Origin of the sequence: Archaeoglobus fulgidus DSM 4304 (assembly GCF_000008665.1) — an archaeon.
In the GTDB taxonomy this organism is placed as follows: domain Archaea; phylum Halobacteriota; class Archaeoglobi; order Archaeoglobales; family Archaeoglobaceae; genus Archaeoglobus; species Archaeoglobus fulgidus.
The window spans coordinates 1,910,612-1,927,556 of sequence record NC_000917.1; the positions used below are offsets into that span (position 1 = coordinate 1,910,612).

General features: G+C 47.4%; 23 protein-coding genes. 6 read left to right on the forward strand and 17 right to left on the reverse strand.

Annotated elements, in window-relative coordinates; translation table 11 throughout:
- Positions 1-83: 83 nt before the first annotated feature.
- The 8 genes from AF_RS10675 to AF_RS10710 form a co-directional block, all read right to left on the reverse strand.
- Positions 84-536 (reverse strand): hypothetical protein, encoded by a 453-nt coding sequence (locus AF_RS10675; RefSeq protein WP_010879611.1) that lies wholly within the window; start codon positions 534-536, stop codon positions 84-86.
- A 6-nt stretch (positions 537-542) separates the two neighbouring features.
- Positions 543-1,013, reverse strand: coding sequence for a hypothetical protein (locus tag AF_RS10680; RefSeq protein ID WP_010879612.1), 471 nt, complete (start codon positions 1,011-1,013; stop codon positions 543-545).
- Positions 1,014-1,022: 9 nt separating this feature from the next.
- Positions 1,023-1,451, reverse strand: coding sequence for a hypothetical protein (locus tag AF_RS10685; RefSeq protein WP_010879613.1), 429 nt, complete (start codon positions 1,449-1,451; stop codon positions 1,023-1,025).
- A gap of 4 nt (positions 1,452-1,455) precedes the next feature.
- On the reverse strand, positions 1,456-1,887 hold the full coding sequence (locus AF_RS10690; RefSeq protein ID WP_010879614.1) for a hypothetical protein: 432 nt from the start codon (positions 1,885-1,887) through the stop codon (positions 1,456-1,458).
- A 109-nt stretch (positions 1,888-1,996) separates the two neighbouring features.
- Complete coding sequence (locus tag AF_RS10695; protein WP_010879615.1) at positions 1,997-2,425, reverse strand: hypothetical protein; 429 nt, start codon at positions 2,423-2,425, stop codon at positions 1,997-1,999.
- Positions 2,422-3,444, reverse strand: a complete 1,023-nt coding sequence (locus AF_RS10700) for a sulfite exporter TauE/SafE family protein (protein WP_143274471.1) — start codon at positions 3,442-3,444, stop codon at positions 2,422-2,424. Before AF_RS10700 ends, AF_RS10695 begins: the two co-directional genes overlap by 4 nt.
- A 14-nt stretch (positions 3,445-3,458) precedes the next feature.
- Positions 3,459-4,331, reverse strand: coding sequence for a DUF169 domain-containing protein (locus tag AF_RS10705; protein WP_148183481.1), 873 nt, complete (start codon positions 4,329-4,331; stop codon positions 3,459-3,461).
- Between the two features lie 188 nt (positions 4,332-4,519).
- Positions 4,520-5,476 (reverse strand): LysR family transcriptional regulator, encoded by a 957-nt coding sequence (locus AF_RS10710; RefSeq protein ID WP_148183483.1) that lies wholly within the window; start codon positions 5,474-5,476, stop codon positions 4,520-4,522.
- Between the two features lie 122 nt (positions 5,477-5,598).
- Between AF_RS10710 and ribH the strand changes: the two genes are divergently transcribed.
- From ribH to AF_RS13310, 3 genes are all read left to right on the forward strand, one after another.
- Positions 5,599-6,030 carry a 6,7-dimethyl-8-ribityllumazine synthase gene (ribH, locus tag AF_RS10715; RefSeq protein WP_010879619.1) on the forward strand — a complete coding sequence of 144 codons (432 nt, stop codon included), beginning with the start codon at positions 5,599-5,601 and terminating at the stop codon, positions 6,028-6,030.
- Entirely contained in the window at positions 6,011-7,150 is a 1,140-nt protein-coding gene (locus AF_RS10720; RefSeq protein ID WP_010879620.1) for a pyridoxal phosphate-dependent aminotransferase, read from the forward strand. Before ribH ends, AF_RS10720 begins: the two co-directional genes overlap by 20 nt.
- Positions 7,151-7,218: 68 nt before the next feature.
- Positions 7,219-7,410 (forward strand): hypothetical protein, encoded by a 192-nt coding sequence (locus AF_RS13310; RefSeq protein WP_148183485.1) that lies wholly within the window; start codon positions 7,219-7,221, stop codon positions 7,408-7,410.
- 677 nt (positions 7,411-8,087) lie between these two features.
- Here the strand turns inward: AF_RS13310 and AF_RS10725 are convergent.
- The 3 genes from AF_RS10725 to AF_RS10735 all read right to left on the reverse strand — a co-directional run bounded on the left by AF_RS10725 (position 8,088) and on the right by AF_RS10735 (position 11,001).
- Complete coding sequence (locus AF_RS10725; RefSeq protein ID WP_010879622.1) at positions 8,088-9,077, reverse strand: hypothetical protein; 990 nt, start codon at positions 9,075-9,077, stop codon at positions 8,088-8,090.
- 271 nt (positions 9,078-9,348) lie between these two features.
- Positions 9,349-10,083 (reverse strand): hypothetical protein, encoded by a 735-nt coding sequence (locus AF_RS10730; protein WP_010879623.1) that lies wholly within the window; start codon positions 10,081-10,083, stop codon positions 9,349-9,351.
- Between the two features lie 57 nt (positions 10,084-10,140).
- Positions 10,141-11,001 (reverse strand): hypothetical protein, encoded by an 861-nt coding sequence (locus AF_RS10735; protein WP_010879624.1) that lies wholly within the window; start codon positions 10,999-11,001, stop codon positions 10,141-10,143.
- A 74-nt stretch (positions 11,002-11,075) separates the two neighbouring features.
- Between AF_RS10735 and AF_RS10740 the strand changes: the two genes are divergently transcribed.
- The 3 genes from AF_RS10740 to AF_RS12465 are packed head-to-tail and all read left to right on the forward strand — an operon-like array spanning position 11,076 to position 12,367.
- Positions 11,076-11,366 (forward strand): hypothetical protein, encoded by a 291-nt coding sequence (locus AF_RS10740; RefSeq protein WP_010879625.1) that lies wholly within the window; start codon positions 11,076-11,078, stop codon positions 11,364-11,366.
- Between the two features lie 55 nt (positions 11,367-11,421).
- Complete coding sequence (locus AF_RS10745; protein WP_010879626.1) at positions 11,422-11,805, forward strand: hypothetical protein; 384 nt, start codon at positions 11,422-11,424, stop codon at positions 11,803-11,805.
- Positions 11,806-11,851: 46 nt separating this feature from the next.
- Positions 11,852-12,367, forward strand: a complete 516-nt coding sequence (locus AF_RS12465) for a winged helix-turn-helix domain-containing protein (RefSeq protein WP_052270494.1) — start codon at positions 11,852-11,854, stop codon at positions 12,365-12,367.
- 184 nt (positions 12,368-12,551) lie between these two features.
- Here AF_RS12465 and AF_RS10755 read toward each other — a convergent pair whose 3' ends face one another.
- The 6 genes from AF_RS10755 to AF_RS10780 form a co-directional block, all read right to left on the reverse strand.
- A complete protein-coding gene (locus AF_RS10755; protein WP_010879628.1) occupies positions 12,552-13,403 on the reverse strand; it encodes a cation diffusion facilitator family transporter in 852 nt (283 codons plus the stop codon).
- Entirely contained in the window at positions 13,400-14,557 is a 1,158-nt protein-coding gene (gene serB, locus AF_RS10760; protein ID WP_048064533.1) for a phosphoserine phosphatase SerB, read from the reverse strand. Before serB ends, AF_RS10755 begins: the two co-directional genes overlap by 4 nt.
- Before the next feature lie 72 nt (positions 14,558-14,629).
- Positions 14,630-15,656 (reverse strand): IS630-like element ISA1083-2 family transposase gene (locus AF_RS12755; protein ID WP_076611374.1). Its coding sequence is split into 2 segments (ribosomal slippage): positions 14,630-15,184 and positions 15,186-15,656, totalling 1,026 coding nucleotides; the frame shifts between segments, so codons are not numbered across the junction.
- Positions 15,657-15,864: 208 nt separating this feature from the next.
- Positions 15,865-16,461, reverse strand: a complete 597-nt coding sequence (locus AF_RS10775) for a hypothetical protein (RefSeq protein ID WP_048064534.1) — start codon at positions 16,459-16,461, stop codon at positions 15,865-15,867.
- Positions 16,428-16,598, reverse strand: a complete 171-nt coding sequence (locus AF_RS13810) for a 4Fe-4S binding protein (RefSeq protein ID WP_010879631.1) — start codon at positions 16,596-16,598, stop codon at positions 16,428-16,430. The genes AF_RS10775 and AF_RS13810 overlap by 34 nt, the downstream gene beginning before the upstream one ends.
- Positions 16,555-16,944: a helix-turn-helix domain-containing protein gene (locus AF_RS10780; RefSeq protein ID WP_010879632.1), complete on the reverse strand. Its 390-nt coding sequence runs from the start codon at positions 16,942-16,944 to the stop codon at positions 16,555-16,557. The genes AF_RS13810 and AF_RS10780 overlap by 44 nt, the downstream gene beginning before the upstream one ends.
- Between the last annotated feature and the right edge of the window lies 1 nt (position 16,945).

A 16,945-nucleotide genomic window follows, 5' to 3' on the forward strand; every position in this document is an offset into this window, starting at 1 on the left:
CGTATTGTTGATGGTAATGATAAAGTAAATTATCCCCAGTTTTTCGAACTAAGCCTGAAGAGCTTATTTGTTACCAAAAAGCTTTAGGTGTAAATCAACGAGAATTTCTTCCCCAACTCAGCCAGTGCCGCAAACATCCACTTGAAAAACTGCAGCGCATTGTATGTCAAGTTCGGTGCCTGATTCTGGCAGTAACCTCCAGTCTGAATGCACTCGTAGCTTTTCCTCCAGATGTAGGCTATACCCCAGTTTGCGTTATCGTCTCCAAACACGTAGGTGGCATTTCCAGCAACCTTCTGCCAGATTCCTACACTGTAGCGCATCATCGTGTCATTCGCAGAAACTATGTTCACTGTATCCCTGAAAACATCTGAAAAGTACTTCAAAAAGCCGGAAATGTAGTAGATGCTCTCAGCAGTTTTCTCGGCAAGAGTGTCGTTTACAGCAATTGCCCTCATCACCTCAGCGTTTAGCATGAAAAGCCACTGAAAGAAATCTATGAAGTACGAGAAGGCAATCCAGACGTCAAGCGGCATCCTCCATCACCCCGGAAAGTAATTGGGAAACACCTTGAGCGCATCGGCCATCAGTATCACCAGATGCTTTGCCGCATAATACAGATTTGAAACGAAGTCCGGGTTGTTTGAAACGCTCTCCGCCATCACTTTTACCAAAAAGGCTGTCCCATTATCCCCTGAAACATCCCCAAATATGTATGTCCCGTTTTTTGCAGCAATCTCAACCACTTCAGCAAACTCATTCTCAAGCGTTGCGTTGTGGTTAATCTGCCAGATAAACCCATTCGTATCGAAAAGGAGCTTTCTGAACCATGAAATTGCCGCATCAACGTGGTACCAAATCTCCCAGAAGCTCTGATAGTTCCCCCTCGAAGCGTTGAGAGTGGTTTCGTTGTTCCCCACGTATTTTAGATAGATGAAAAAGTCGCCGAGAGCCCTGAGCAGTGCGGAGAGGCCCTGCAGCATCACGTTGCCAAGCTCGGCTGCTGTTGGCATTCGATCACCTCACAGGTACTCAAAAACTTTCACAAAGTAGATTATCGTGCTATTCACCGCCCTCGCAAATTTCACCGCCATATCCTCTGAAAGCTGCTGGTTTTGACTAAGCTCGATGTAGGAGTGCTTGGCAATGTAGGCCATCCCGCTCTCCCCCTCAACCGTGCCGAAAAAGTGGTAGGAGTTCTCCGACAGAGTGTGGAGGACATCGGTGAAATTTGCCATCGCAGTAGCATTGTTTGCGGTAACACCGAGAATTGTCGCCAGAAACTTTGTTCCCCACAGCAGAAGGGATAGCTGCCCGTAAATGAAATTAGTATGTTCTGGAATGAGATGCGCATTTATGGGCTCAAGCAACCCGTAAATCAGGACAAAGATGTCTGATATTGGCCTTAGAATCGCATTTAAGGCAAAATCTGTCGCTGCTGCTATGGGCATTCCATCACCTCAGCGTTGAATTGATGTTTTCAAGCATCCTCATCGCCACCTCCACACCGCTCTTGGCTAAATTCCAAACCTTCAAGGCGAATTCATCATCAATCAACCCCACAAAATGGCTCATTACCGCAGACAGACCCTTCTGACCAGTTTCGTTGCCAAAAATCGTTTCCGCGTTCCCTCCAATATAGTTTATCGCGTAGCTGATGTTCTTCATCGCGGAAACGTTTTTGGATGCAACATCTAAGGCTCCTCCATCCCCTACAAAGGGCTTGATGAACCAGTAACCGAATCCTGCAGCGTGAATTGAAACATTCCACACTTCCGCAACATCAACAGAGTTGTTAAGCAATAAGCTGAATGCGTTCGTCAGCAACTCGAAATTGGCCAGAACAATCTGCATTAAGGCGTTGGCGAAGTCTGCTGCGTTTGCCATTGGAGAGATTTGTCATTATCTAATAAAAAACTTTTCGCATTGTTAGAATTAAATGTTATGATGAGCATCAACACTTATTTGCTCTATGACTGATTTTTTCAGAGCCATGCTAATTATTGGCCTTTCTGTAATCTACGTAGCTCTTAACGAAGTCTCTCACCATCCCGTAAAACAGCTTTGCTGAGAAGTAAAGGACAGCAACGGGCAGCACGATGCTTAAGGAGTTCTCGACTCCGAGAAACTGCAATGCAACGATATAGGGAGAGAGAAGGAGGAAGTAAAGCGGTGTGAAAAAGGAAATTTTCCTGAAGAAGACTCTGCCGTAAATTTCGTTCATCATGTCCTGAAAACCCCTGTAAGCCTCTCTATCACCCGACAGCATGGCAAGCATGGAAAGCTCCTTGTATTCCTCAATTTCAGCCTCCATTCTGGCAATATCAAGCACGTAGCTGCTGAAAAATCTGATTGCCACTAATTCCTCAATTTTCTCAACAATAACTGCTACGAGCAGAGTTAAAAAAATTAAGAAATAGTTCATGGTGGAAGCTTGATTCCGAAGAATGCGCTCAGCACGTACCTCGTTCCGACGTAGAGGGCAAGGATGCCGAAGAGGGCGAAGAGAGCATCTTGCGGGATGTACTTCTGAGTTCTCGGACCAATGTAGCTGCCGATGAATATTCCTGCCCATCCAGCAACGATGAGGGCCACAGGATACATCACTCCCCTTGCCAGCCATCCAAGTACAGTTGATGTCTGTGTAAAGAACACTGCAAGCGTTGAAGCTCCGGGAACGACGTAGAAGGGCAGTCCGAGGCTCGTCAGGAACGGGACGAAGAGGAATCCGCCTCCAATTCCTATCACTGCGGAGAACAATCCAATCAGGAAGCCGACGATGAAAGGTGCGAAGTTCTTCACTCTGAAGCTTTCGCCGAAGAACTCGAAGGTCGTCTCGCTAAGGCCAACCTTCAGGTTCTTGATGCCCTCAAGCTCGTGCAGCCTTCCGCTCTCTCTGAGCTCCTTAACCTTCTGCTGGAACCTCTGTGCAGCCTCTCTTCCGGCCTTCTTTCCCGCCTTGGCCCTTGGTGTGAGCTGGTAGAACATGTATCCTGCAATCAGATAGGTCGCCAGACCGAACAGGCCTTTATACATTGAAGGAGCAACCTGCCCACCAGTGCCCCACACACCAACCTGAGCACCGATGACGGCTCCAAGACCGAGTGCAACACCAGCAGGCCATACGAGTCTCTTCTGAGTGTACCAGTTGTAGGTTGACGACACAGCATTAAACCACGTCTGCACAGAGTTGCCCAGCCTGATGGTATCTGTCAGGTATTTGCCCGCATCGGTGTAGGAGCCAATGTTAACCTTTGTCCCCTTCAGCTTGCTTGCCCAGTCGCCAATTCCGAAGATTGTAATGTGGCCGAAACCAGCCATGATACCTCCAAATGCCCCGACGGTTGAGAAAATCCAGCCAACCCAGATGAACCACAGAAAGACCATCAGGGCATTCACCGTTATAACGTTCCCGTCTATCTCAGCCCATACTACATCCAGCAAGGTATCACCTCCCTTTACTCATCCTCCTTTGGCTTCCTGAAGAGCAGGAAGTTGCAGAGCTTGCAAATATCGAATCCGGGATAGGTTTCCCCTGTTCTGGGGAAGCTCGCTCCTCCCTGACTTGCAGTTCTCTCAAGGAGTCTGACTACCAGCTTCTCGAAGTGAGCCCAAGGTATGAAGACGTTTATCTCGCCCTGCTCCGTTTTTCCTGCCGTGTAGCTGCCACTGCACATGGGAACAATGTTGATGGTGTTCTCCACGTAGCTCCACACCGCTCCACCGCATGCAGCGGAGTTCATCATGAAGTTGGGTCTGATTGGATGGACGTCCATGGCCGCTGCGTAGTCGTTGTAGAGGTGGTAGCTCTGCAGAACGTCGCAGATTATGAACACCAGATCAGGCTCAAACTTTGCTTTGTGGAGTGGAGCGGTGGCAAAGGCAAGAAGTCCTTCAGGCAGCCTTGGCTTGGTCTTTACGAATCTCTCAGCCTGTTCCCTGTCTTTGACATACTTCATGTGGCTCTTGATCTCATTCTCATCGTAGTCCTTCCAGCCAAAGAGGTAGCGGGCGTTGCTACATCCCAGCGTTCTCCTTTCCCCAAACAGCACATCTCCCTTCTGCCTCGACTCAGCGCAGAAATGGCAGAAGGTGAAGGGGTTGCATGCTACAAGGTACTCATGCTCCGCCTTGAACTTCTCCACCTCAGCCTCGTCGTAGAAGAACTTCACCGCTACAGGATAGTACTTCAGCCTCAGCAGGTTTCTAAGAACGAAAACCATGTCGGCTCTGCTCAGCCCTGCTTTGTCCTTCTTTAGCAGCATCGCTTCTGCAAACTTCCTGTCGTCGAGCAGCACTTCACTGTCGATAAAAACACTGGATTGCTGCATAGTCAGCGGTGATTTCGGATGCATTTAAAATTTTCGAAATTTTCCAAATGTATTTCGAAATTTTTTGAAAGTTCGGAGTTTTTGCTTGCCTAAAATAGCATTTTAATTAAAAGCTGTAATATATTAAATTATAAGGTAACTGCTTCAAAAAACTCAACTTTAAAGGTTAAGTGGATTCAAAAACCATTTCAAAAAAGCCGAAAAATTAAAATTATCCGAAACACCTGCACTGCAAAATCTTCGAAAAGCTGCCTCCCCTTGGCCAGAATGAAGTCAAGATACTCCCTCATCTTTTTGCTCTCCAAAGATAGCTTGGAGGAGACGAGGTAGATATCTCTCTCCGATTTAAAGCCCTCAATTTTTCTCATCTTTATCAAGCCAACCTCACACGCCTTGCAGGCTGCGATGAAGGATGTGATGGCAATTCCAATCCCGCTGCTCACCGCATTGATTTTCGAGTAGAAGTCGCTGACCGTATAAGCAATATCCAGCTCGCTTAGCTTCAATCCGCTCGCCATCAGCGCTTTTTTTGTGCTCGTTGTAATGCCGTAGTTGTCGTCAAGCATTACTATCGGATATTTCGTAATGTCTTCCAGCGTGACAACAGGCTTCTCAGCAAGCTCGTGGTTTGGCGGTGTGATTAGAACGAGGTGGTCCTCGCCCAGAACATCGCAGTTGAGCCTGTCGAACTCAAGGTGCTCGTCGAGGATGTCCCCAGCTATAGCGAAGTCGAATTCTCCGCTCAAAACACCCCTAACGCACTCATGAGCTCCTCTGAGAGCCACGTTAACCTCAAGCTGTGGGTAGGTGGCCTTCAAAAGAGTTTGAATGGCGTGGACGATGTTCAACCCCACCATTCCTGAAGCTATGGTTATCTTATCCCCCCTGAGGTTCGAAATCAGCTTTTTGGTCTCCTCAACGCTGCTGAGAATGGACTTCATGTTTTTGATTGCTATCTTGCCCTCATCTGTCAGCTTTACGCCATTGGTCCCCCTTTCAAGCAGCTTCACCCCATAGAAGGATTCAATTGAGTTAATCTGAAAGCTCACAGAGCTGACTGACATTCCGAGGTTCTTTGCAGCCTTCTTCAGGCTTCCCGACTCAACGACCTCCATGAAGGTTTTCATGAAATCGAGCCTAACCATGATTCGAAATTTTTGCATTGGTTTTAAAATTTTTTGAATTTTTATTATCCGTGACAGATTGAGGCAATGCGAATCCCTAAATTATTAAATAACTGACGGAGATTCTTGTCAGGTGGTTTCAAATGGAGAAGGTCAAACTTGGAATGGTCGTTGCTGAGTTCAACAGGGACATTACCTACATGATGGAGATTCTCGGTAAGGAGCATGCTGAGTTTCTGGGGGCTGAGGTTAGCGAGGTTATCAGGGTTCCCGGCACCTTCGATATCCCCATTGCCGTAAAGAAGATGCTTGAGAAGGGCAGAGTTGATGCCGTTGTTGCCATAGGCTGTGTAATCGAAGGAGAGACGGAGCACGATGAGATTGTTGCCCAGCACGCTGCGAGGAAGATCATGGACTTGAGCCTTGAATACGGCAAGCCCGTAACGCTCGGCATCAGCGGGCCCGGAATGGGCAGGATTGCAGCAACGGAGAGAGTTGATTATGCAAAGAGGGCTGTTGAGGCTGCTGTTAAGCTTGTCAAGAGGCTGAAGGAGTATGATGCAGAGGGGAGCTAACAGGATTGAGGTAGTCCAGCCTTCAGCCACGCTAAGAGTTTCAACGATGGCAAAGGAGCTGAAGAGAGAGGGCAAGGACGTAGTGGACATGAGCGTTGGGGAGCCAGACTTCCCCACGCCCGATTTTATCATTGAAGCTGCTTACAAAGCAATGAAGGAGGGCAAGGTTTTCTACACTCCCACAAAGGGCGTTCCTGAGCTCATTGATGCCATCGTTGAGAAGCTGAGGAACGAGAACGGCATTGATGTTGGAGCAGAGAACATAATCGTCACGCCGGGGGCAAAGTATGCGATTTTCGAGGCGATGATGTGTTTGCTGCAGGAAGGGGATGAGGTAATACTCCTCGACCCCTCGTGGGTTAGCTATGAGGCGTGCATTCTGATGGCGGGAGCAAAGCCCGTCTGGGTTCCCCACGAGGAGGGCTTTGAGGATGCCCCCATTGAGGACTACATAACGTCAAACACGAAAATGATTGTTGTGAATACTCCCAGCAACCCGCTCGGCGTTGTGTATCCCAAGGAGTTTCTGAAGAAGGTAAGGGACTTGGCGGTGGACAAGGATATCCTCGTGATGAGCGATGAGATTTACGAGAAGATAATCTTCGAGGGCGAGCATTACAGCCTCGCTGCAATGGACGGGATGCTTGAAAGGACAATAACAATCAACGGCTTCTCCAAGACCTACTCCATGACAGGCTGGAGGTTGGGGTATGCTGCAGCGCCGGAGTGGATAATCAAGCTCATGAACCGCATGCAGAGCCATTCTGTCAGCCATCCCACATCTTTCGTTCAGTATGCTGGAGTTGCAGCCCTCAAAGGAGACCAGAGCTTCATAAAGGAGATTGTTGAAGAGTTCAGGGCGAGAAGGGACATGATAATGGCCAAGCTTGACGAAATGGGTATAGAGTATGCTCCACCTAAGGGGGCCTTCTACATCTTCATGAATGTTGGCAGGGACAGCAACGAGTTCTGCGAGGAGTTTTTGAAGAGGGAATATGTGGCTCTAACTCCCGGCTCAGCCTTTGGCGTTGCCTACAAAAGCTGGGTCAGGCTGAGCTACGCAACTTCGAGGGAGAGGATTGGAGAGTTTCTGAGCAGGCTGGAGAGGTTTTTGGGTTAATTTTTATTTTTAATTGTGCTGTACCAGTTGATTTAAACCTGAAAAGCCCTGCAACTGGAAAATACAAGATGAGAGAGACGATTCGAAACTTAAGAAATATATCCAGCCAGCCAAGTCAAATACCAACCCAGAAAACTTCAGAAGATGGTAGTAGTTCCAGCTGGATAATCCAGGCCACTTTCGGAAATTGTGCCTTGCGCAGAATTAAGAACAAAAAATACGCAAAACCAAAGGCGAGAATTACCACACTCAGAAGTTGAAAGGTCATTTCAGTTCACTTACGTATTTATTCCTTAGCAACCATAAAAGCAAGGATACAAGGAAGAAAGATACGGGAAGAACGAAAACCATCAGGTTGCAAAAGCTCTCGCCGAGCAATCGATTGTAGCGGGCATAAGGCATTGTTCCAAACAAGATTGTGAAGATGGAAACGACTGACGAGGAAATAAACCGAAGTCTATCCATTCTGCTTCTTGAATAAAGGGTGTAGAGCAGATTCAGCAGGCCAAGAAACGATATGAGGGGTAAGAAATATGAAATGAAGAAATTTGTTGTTGCATCCATGGCCCATCACCAGATCTACCCCAGAGTTTATTCATTGCAAACGGCTCCAAACCCTGACCCATTCACCATGCTATTTCTTAGCTTATAAATTTTTCTTTTATTTTAGACAGTTGCTCACAACACTTTCTTCAAAGCAATCCTTAAGAACGCTAAAAAGTAGCAGGACAGCGCAGCTGTCATTGCAAGGCCGCAAAGGTACATCAAGTACCTCTCACGCCGATTTCAACAAAGCTTGACAGGAGGAGCAGTGCTACATCTGTGAAAAGAACTATGTAAAGGAGTTTGGCGCCCATTTTCACGTTACTATTGGCAACGCATGCTGTTAGATTTTTCGATCCTCAACCCGTCACCGCTTACATCAGTTTCCCTTGCGTTAAAAAGTCAGAATGCGGATAACGAAAAATATTCCAATCCCAACAATTGCAGCGTTTACCCAGAAAAGCCAGAAAAGGATTGGACCTTCAACCCTCGCCTCTTCCACCGCCCGTTGAAGGGTGTCGAAAGAGTAGCCAAAGAGTCTTAGCACCACCCATGTAGCCGCAAACATGGCAAGAAAAATCACTGAAACGCCGATAAGCGCAAATTTTAGGCTTTCCTGTAATGAATAGGCTCCGAGAAGCTCTAAGAGGAGAGCGAAGGAGAGCAGAGGCGAAGCGAACAGAACAATAGAAAAGGTCACCATGAGCTCCCTTGAGCCCGTTTTAGCCATCAAATACTGCAGCGCCCCCACGAAGATGTTGAAGAGCGGTGCGAGGATGAAAGCTGTTCTGTGAGCGGTAATGGTTTTCACGAAGGGCAGGACTTCGGATTTGACCAACATTAAGGATAAAAGCACCAGAACGAGCCCCGCAATGGATAGCTTTGCCCAAAATACTGAAAAGTTTGCGGAAGCTGCCAGATCATTCTTCAAAAATCGATTGTAGGTGTAAAACAAAACAACGAGGGGGAAAAGGCAGAGCTGAAGTAGCGGGACGATGAAGGCAAAGAAGATGATCGGGAACTTGAAAGCCAACGCTAAATCACCCCACTCCAAAACAGCTCCGCAGAGCATCAAGCCCGCCGCCGGGAAGCCGATAATTATGTAGCCGAACTTTACAGCCAGATCGCGTTCCTCTTCGCTGAGTTTTGCGTATTCAATCTCTTTAAGCTCCAGAATCCAGATCAGTCCCTCTCTAAGTCTCAAACCGCGACGTTTGAAAATCAGGTAGATGGAGAGAGCTTCGGACATTAGCACGACTGCCAGAAGAGCTAAAGCGACAGCTATTCTTTCCGGAGTTAGCTTCTCCTTGGAGACGGTCAGGAATGGGAAGAGAAATGCGCCGATATGGAGGAGAATTAACAGGAGGAGGTTTCTCTTCCACATGTCCGCATTTAGCCAGTAAAGCTAAAAAGAGTTGTGTTCTGTCATGGCGATACAGCTACTTTTCTCTCTTAGCTCTCTCCTTTGAACGCACCCTGAACCAGTGTACGGGCTGAAATACTGCGTACCACAGAAGAATAAGATCTGGATAAAGCCTAAACACCTGTGGTAGTGCAGAAGTAGGTTCCAGCTTGCTACATTGACTTGTGCATATCGCTGCACGGAATCCACTACACCCGATAGAACAGGCTACCGCTCTCCGCATCGCAACAACCTACGCCATTAAAATTTTCACAGCAACAAACGAATTTACGAGCGGGATCGATAGGTGCAAGAGGATGGGGAACTTTTCACGCGCTACCATTCTTCCGGTTACGCCGAAAATGGCGTTCATGGTTGCAATAATTAACAGATTGAAGACCCCATCGTTGAGAGCTTTAAAATAAGCTTTCTGGAACGGTAGCTCCGAGGGTTGCACTAACACTTTCGATATGATTATTAGCAAAATTACGAACAAGTGAATCCAGATCCAGAAATTGAAAAAGTTAGCTCGCAGTAAGCTCTTTTTCCTAACTCGCTCGTAAACTTGCAGCATGGCAACGAAAAAGGAGATTCCGAGGAATAGGAGAGGAGAAAGGGCGAATATTAATGCGAAGAGAGATAAAAATTCTGCAATCGCTGGTGTAAACTCTCCGTAGTAGAAAATAAGAGCTCCAAGAAAGGCGATGGGCATTAAGTGGATGAAGACAAGGCGCTGAAACTCGTAAATGAAGTCGGCAATATTTTGCTCCAATGCAACGTGAACTTGTCTCAGTGAGTAGCCGTGCTGCTTGAGGAACCTTGAGAGGTTAAAGGCGAGTAAGATTGCAAAGATGGGCGATATGAGAAGAACCATAACAATTCTATCAGCGGTGAAGTTTTCGGGCGGGACGGCGAGCAACCAGAAGAAAACAATGACTGCAAAGCACGCAGCAAATGTGAAGAGCAAAGCGAATTTTCCTTTGTTCATGGTGTCACCATAATCCGACAGAATAAAAATCTTGCAGGTGAGGAAGAGAAAATTGGTTTACAGCATGTTGGGGGAAATTTCACCACGCTCCATAAACGAAGCGATAAGCAGTCCGAGTGAGGTTAGCATGATCCAGGCTATCCAGATGATTGGATCTCTGAGGGGATTGTATTTTCCCTGTTTTATGGCTGCTTTCCTTTTCTCAGAAAGCTCCCTCAGCGATTTGTATCCGAAGACCTGCAGAACCAATGCAACTGCAGCTAAACTCGCAAAGATTAGAACTGCCAGTTTAACTAAAAAAGTCGCTTGGATTCTCAACGAGCATTCGGATTTCGCCAATAGAATCGGCAAAATCGCTCCCGGACATTTTACGGAGAGGAGGGCGAGAGGAGCTATTAGAAGCAGGAAAACCAGGACTTCAAATCTCCTATTCGTGAAGAAGCTAACGAAGCCCGCAGCGATCCAGAAAAAGCCCACAAGCAGGGGGTCCCACCAAAGTTGTTCGAGTTTCTCGTAAACTATTAGACTCGAAACAGTGCAGATAAGTCCGTGGGAAAGCAAGAACTGCGGATTGCTCGGAGGAAAATTCTTCTCGAATGCTCTTACGACGGGGTACAGAAATAAGAAGGCGAGCGGCGCGTAAAGCATTACGCCACTCAACATCACCACGAAAATAGCAATCAAATCCAAGATCTTTAAACCGATTAGCACGTAATGCGCAGTAAAGAGAATTGCTCCGTTTGCAACAATTATTGTCCAAAGAATCTCGTCAACGATTCCCCATCTGAGTTTAGCGCTTAAATCCTTTTGCCTCCTTAGTTCTTCCCCTTCAAGGATTGTGTAAAGATTTTTTATATCTGCAGCCCTGTATCCGTGCTTGATGAGCTGGTAAGAGATAAGGAGCAAAGCAATGAGCACGAAAAGAGCTGAAATTACAATTATCGTTAGTAGTTTTTCCGAGTTTAGCTCTAAATGTCTATATACTTAGATTCGTGCTGGCAAGCGTTCTCATACTGGGGGCCATTGCAGTGGGCAGTGCGATACCGACGATTGCCGAGCTGAAGGTGGACAGGTCGCTCTGCAGAAAAAGTCCGATGGAGGAGTTTTACGTTTTCGAGAACGGAGAGTGGGTGAAGAAAGAGGAGCTTGCAGACTGGTGGCTCTGCATCGATGTTGACAGCATAGAGCGTTCGGACTACTACTCCGCAGCGAAGAAGGCGATTGAGCTGCAGAAGTTGGGAAGAGACTCGCCGTACTACGGTGGAGAGTGGATAGGTTGTTAAGGGAAAGTACAGCTACAGCCAGCTTTACAGGTGGAAGGATGCGATCTTTGACGAAATGAGCAGGGATGCCTTTCTTGGTAAGTATTTATCCATGGCAGGACCTGATGAAGCTAGGAACAAAGTGTTTATTGGTGTGACGAAGATAAACGGTACGATCTTGGAGAGAATCAAAGCGCTCGCCGAAAGGTTGGGAATTCCTGCCGATGCGATAATGGTCGAAAAGGCAGGAATTCTTGTCCCCGACGTTCCAGAGGGCAAGTTAAATGCGACAATCAAATTATCCAAGGTCGAGATTTCACTGCCTGAGCGTTCCAGCATTCAGCCACCTGAGAACTACACAGTCAATTCAGACCGCTGGAACAATCAAGAAACATTACTCCGACCGCTTTTCGGCGTTTTCGAGACACTTGCACGACTGATAGACTGGCTGATAAGCTGATGAGCCAGCATGAAACTTTATTATGCTCCGAACTAACAAGAGTTCAATGGTATGGGTGTTAAAGCCAGAAACCTTAGAGGCTTTACTGTCTCCAACAAGAGTTCGAATTCTCAAACTCCTTAGAGATAGGAACATGACCCTCAGCGAAATTTCACGAAGCCTCGACATGTCAAAATCCACCGTCAGCGAGCACATTGAGAAGCTGCTCAACGCCGGGCTTGTAGCCAAAAACAGAAGGAGCAAGTGGGTTTACGTCAGCCTCACAGAATTTGGCAGGAAAGTCGTTGACGGCGACGAGCTTTTCGTGAAAATTATCCTTTCTATCGGCGTGGCTCTTTTTGTGGGCGGAATATGCGAAATCTACCGATACCTCACCCGTCCAAAGATTACCGTAATTTTAGATAGCACCACACCACCTCAACAAACAATGGAAGAAACCACCTACTTCACCATAATCAACAACCTCTTCGGCCCTGGTCATGATATTTGTGGTGCATTGCTGACGTTCATCGCACTCAAAAAACACGAGCAAACCAAACTCAGCAGAAAGAGTAGCTTTTAGCATGCACGGATGCGAGTTGCTTCCTGGCACTGCAAACACCTGCGGGATTTGCTGCAGCGCTTAAAGAAAGGAGTGTTTGCATTGTATTGGCGGGAGACGAATCGTACAACATAAGTAAAAACGCCAAACCAATTTCACAATCTTTACTGAAGTGGATTCCAACCACTGCAATCTAATCGACCTCTCAGTATAACTTCCTCCTACGCCCATCGTGGGGGCAGAAGTGGACGGATATGTGCTTCACCTCAGGATGCTTTGCCATTATCGCCTCGGCTATCTCCACCGAGAGCTTGTCGGCCTCCTCTATCGTCATCGCCCCATCAACAGTCACGTGCAAATCGAGGTGGACGGAGTTCTCCCCAGTGTAAACGCCCACCATGTCGTGAACGCCCTTAACCCTCTCAATTTCGAGACAGGCGTCCTCAACGCTGCGATAAAAATCCTCTGAAGGGGACATTCCGATTAAAAGTCTTGCATTGTCCCTTACCAGCCTGAAGGAGTTGTAAAAGATTATAAAGGCAATAGCAATGGTGGCGATGCCGTCAAATATCGGGTAGCCTGCCCAAACAAGTCCAACACCGACAATAGCGGCCAAAGTGGAAAGGGAGTCGTTTAGGCTCTCAACGAGAAGTGTTCTGTTAAGAATTCCTGACCTTCTGGCAGATATCAGCGCAGCAATTACGAGCAGGGCAAGAACTGCAACCTCCGCACCCAGGGCGACTTCCACATTGCTGTATCCCGAAGCCGGGTGAAGGACCTTAAGAAGACCCTCCTTCATGAGCTCGAAGAACATGAAGGTTATGAAGCCCACACCTACGGCAAGTGACGCAACATTTCTCGCCATCTCGTGGCCGAAGGGGTGCTGGTAATCCGCTTCCTTCTCAGCATACCTTTCAGAGAGAAGCAGAATTAGTATCATGGTTATATCGATTACGGAATGAAAAGCATCAGCCAGAATCGCCGTAAATCCCGACAGGAAGTAGGCGTAGAGCTTAATTCCGAGAGTCAGCAGGTAGATGAAAAGGATATCTCTCATACCTTTTTTCTGAACTCTGCTGGCAGCTTAAGGACGCTTGCCAGTCCAACAAGGTTCTCTTTGGAAATGCTGCCGTCTGCAACATCCTTCAGAACCTCCTTCGCGTTGAAGGCTATCCCCAGTCCGGCCCTCTCAATCATAAGCCTGTCGTTCGCGCCATCTCCCACCGCAACCACATTTTCAGGACTTATCCCCTCCTTCCTCGCAATCTCCTCTACAATCCTGGCCTTCTCACTAGCATCGATTATCCTGCCCTTAATCCTGCCCGTAAGCCTGCCGTTCTCAATTTCAAGCTCGTTGCCGAAGGCGTAATCCAAACCAAGCTCCTCCTTAAGCCTGTCGGTGAAGTAGCTGAAGCCCCCGCTGACGACTGCGACCTTGTAGCCGGCCTCCTTCAGGCTCCTGACAAGCTCCTTTGCCCCCTCCGTTAGCTTTATTCTTGAGTAAATCCTCTCGAGCACCTCTACTGGCAGCCCTTTCAGCAGCCTCACCCTCTCCTCGAGGGCCTCTTTAAAGCCTATCTCTCCCCTCATTGCCCTCTCGGTCAGCTTCGACACCTCATCCCCAACTCCAGCCTCCTTGGCAAGCTCGTCTATGATTTCAGCCTCCACGAGCGTGGAGTCCATGTCAAAAACGATCAGCCTCTTCTCTCTGTTGAAGGTGGAGTAGGGCTGCATTACTATGTCCAGCCCAAGCCTCTCAGCCTCTCTCCTCAGCCTTTTCCTGACTTCAGCCGCATCCCTCTGCCCGAGGTCAACGAGGAACTCTATGGAGATTAGCTCCTCCCTCGCCGTCAAGCTCGTTCTCTCGATGTTGATGCCGAAATCGAGGAAAGCTCTCGTAATGTCCCTCACTATCCCAACCCTGTCCTTGCCCAGAATCGTCACGACGTAGAGGTTTTTCTCGGCCTTCTCCCTTCTCTGGAAGGGAGTCAGGCTGACGTGAACTCCAACCTCACCCGCTGCCCTCTCCACCTCTCTTTTAACACATACCTCATCATCAACCTCTGCAACGATGAACATGACGAACATGCCCTGCAGGACGGTCTGCTCAATATCAACTATGTTCGCTCCGCAGTCAGCGAGTGCTTTCGAAATCGCGTGGATGATTCCCGGTTTGTCCTCTCCGTACACTGAGATGGCAACGAGCTTCACAATCCATCTTTAACTCACCAAATTTAAAGGTGTCGTGGAGAAGGTGTTAAATATTTTCAGACTAAGTTATGGTTAAGTGCATAACATCTTAAACTTATCCCCCAAGAACTTCTCAATCCAGCCCTTCGCAAATGATATCGACCCTGTTAACTTTTTGAAGGCCTTAGCAATCGTTTCTTTAAGTTCATCTACATTCAGAGGAGATGTTTCTGAAACTGCTCTTTTAACACTCTTCCAGACGTTTTCAATCGGATTCAAATCGGGAGAGTAAGGAGGAAGATAAACCAGCGAAATGCTAAGCTTCTCAGCTTCCTCTTTCACCTTTTTAGCATGATGCGTTTTGAAATTGTCGAGAACGATTACAATCCTTTTCTTGGGATTTTCCTCTCTGATTTTCCTGAGAAAAGATATGAAGTCTTCTGACCTGTTACTCTTAAGAAACTCTATTACGCTTTTCCCGTTCAAGCTATAGAATCCTGAAACCTTAGCTTTGACGTAAGTAGCGACTCTTTTAACAGGCCTTCCAAAACTCCACAGCTTTGCTGTATTTGCATTCGCTTCGACTGCCATCTCATCGATGAATCCTATTACGTCTGATTGGCGAATTTCGGCTTCATCCATGTTTTTTTAAAGAATCTTCAGCATTTTCAGGCTTTCTGTAATCCTTTTGATAGGGCTTGGCGTATTTCATGCCGAATGATTTCAGAATTCTCCTGACCTGCCACGAAGAGTAAGAAACTCCAAATTTCGCTTCAATTAGCTCCTGAACTTCTTTCGTTGTCCACGAGTCTCTTTCCTTGAGCATTTCTTTGAGTTCTTCCTTCTGATCTTTTGTAAGTTTTGAAGGTCTACCACCTCCAAATTCGGGAATTAAGCCTTCATAACCTCTGGTATTCCATCTCTTGAGCCATGTGTAGCCAGTAGCCTTTGTAATTCCTACCAGTTCGGCAGCTTCCTCAACGCTCATTCCTCTGTAAAGGTATCTTATGAAGTAGAGTCTTTGAAGGACTCTTGTATCTTTTTCGAGCTTTTTGATCCTTTTATCGAGTTCTTCTGCTGGTAGGTGCTTTACAACTTCGTAAACTCGCTTTCTGCCCATGCAACTGGTCTATTATCTATAGTATAAATAGTTTTGCTCAGGACAATAAACTGTGCGCAGAGAGGTGACGCTGCGGCTTAAAAGCGCTGAGGACGACATTTTCGTTGCAAAGTACTGATGGGAAACTTGGAGGTGCTTCCCTACACACCAGATGAGATTGTGGAAAGTGTTTTTGGGCTGACGCGAAGAAGTACTGGAAAAGGTTGCTTTAACCTTGCTTCTCTAAAAGCATTGCAAAAAACCTGTTTATCTCGTAAAGCGGGGCCTTCGCCCTTCCAAAAGCTCCACATCCCACAGTAGGGCTTATCAGCCCAGCACCCTTCATCTCCGCAATCACAACTCCTCCGTCTCTTCCGTACTTCATCGAGATGTCAACTATATCCTCACCGCAGATAATGAGGTTCTTGCTTCTCTCGACCATTTCCTCAAAAATTTTCACGAAGTCTTCCGCTCTTTCCTCGCCAATCGCCCTGAAGTACCTTTCCACGGTTGCCTTCCAGTCCCCAATTCCCCTTTCCACGTCCTCTATGAAAAACCTCACTATGTAGGGAACTTCCATGTCCTCTATTGCAAAAAACCTCATTTTCCACGATAGGGAATCGTGGAAGGAGCTTACGGGTAGTGCAAGTCTGAAATAATCGAGAGTCAAGGCCGTTTCAACGTCAAGCTCGTCTTTCGGAATTTTTCCCCTTCTAAAGTGCTTCCTCAGCAACGCTACCGCTTTTCTCGCCTCATCATCTCCTCCGAGAAGCTGAATAATTCCTTCAAAGCTCAGTCCATAACGATTAGCGCCCCGTACGGACATGCCTTCACGCACTCGTAGCACTCCTTGCATTTGCTTTGGTCTATTCTCACAACCTTCCCGCCCTCTCTGATTATCGCATCCGTCGGGCATACCCTACTGCAGGTTCCACACCCCTGACATCCGAGTACCGCTATCATCCGTAAACTCCTCCAGAGCTTTTCTAACTCTCTCCACCAAGGCCGTTAAAACTTTCTCGACCTCCTCCACAACCTTCTCCCTCGGCGCGGGTTTATAAATAAAGTAGTAACCGCCGCCATCCAGCGGCATCTTAACTCTGTAGGCCATTCCGGCAAGGAGGAGTCTCTGAAGGGATTTGTAAACCGCACTCTCTCCCCTTCCGACGCACTCGCTTATCTCGTCAACTCTCTCCTTGCCTCGCAGCAAGGCCTCGTAAACCATCACGTCCGCGGGAGTCAGGCCGAGAACGCACTCAAGCAGGTTTCCGCAGTTGAGGGTTGAAACCATCTCTTTGAGGGACCTCATG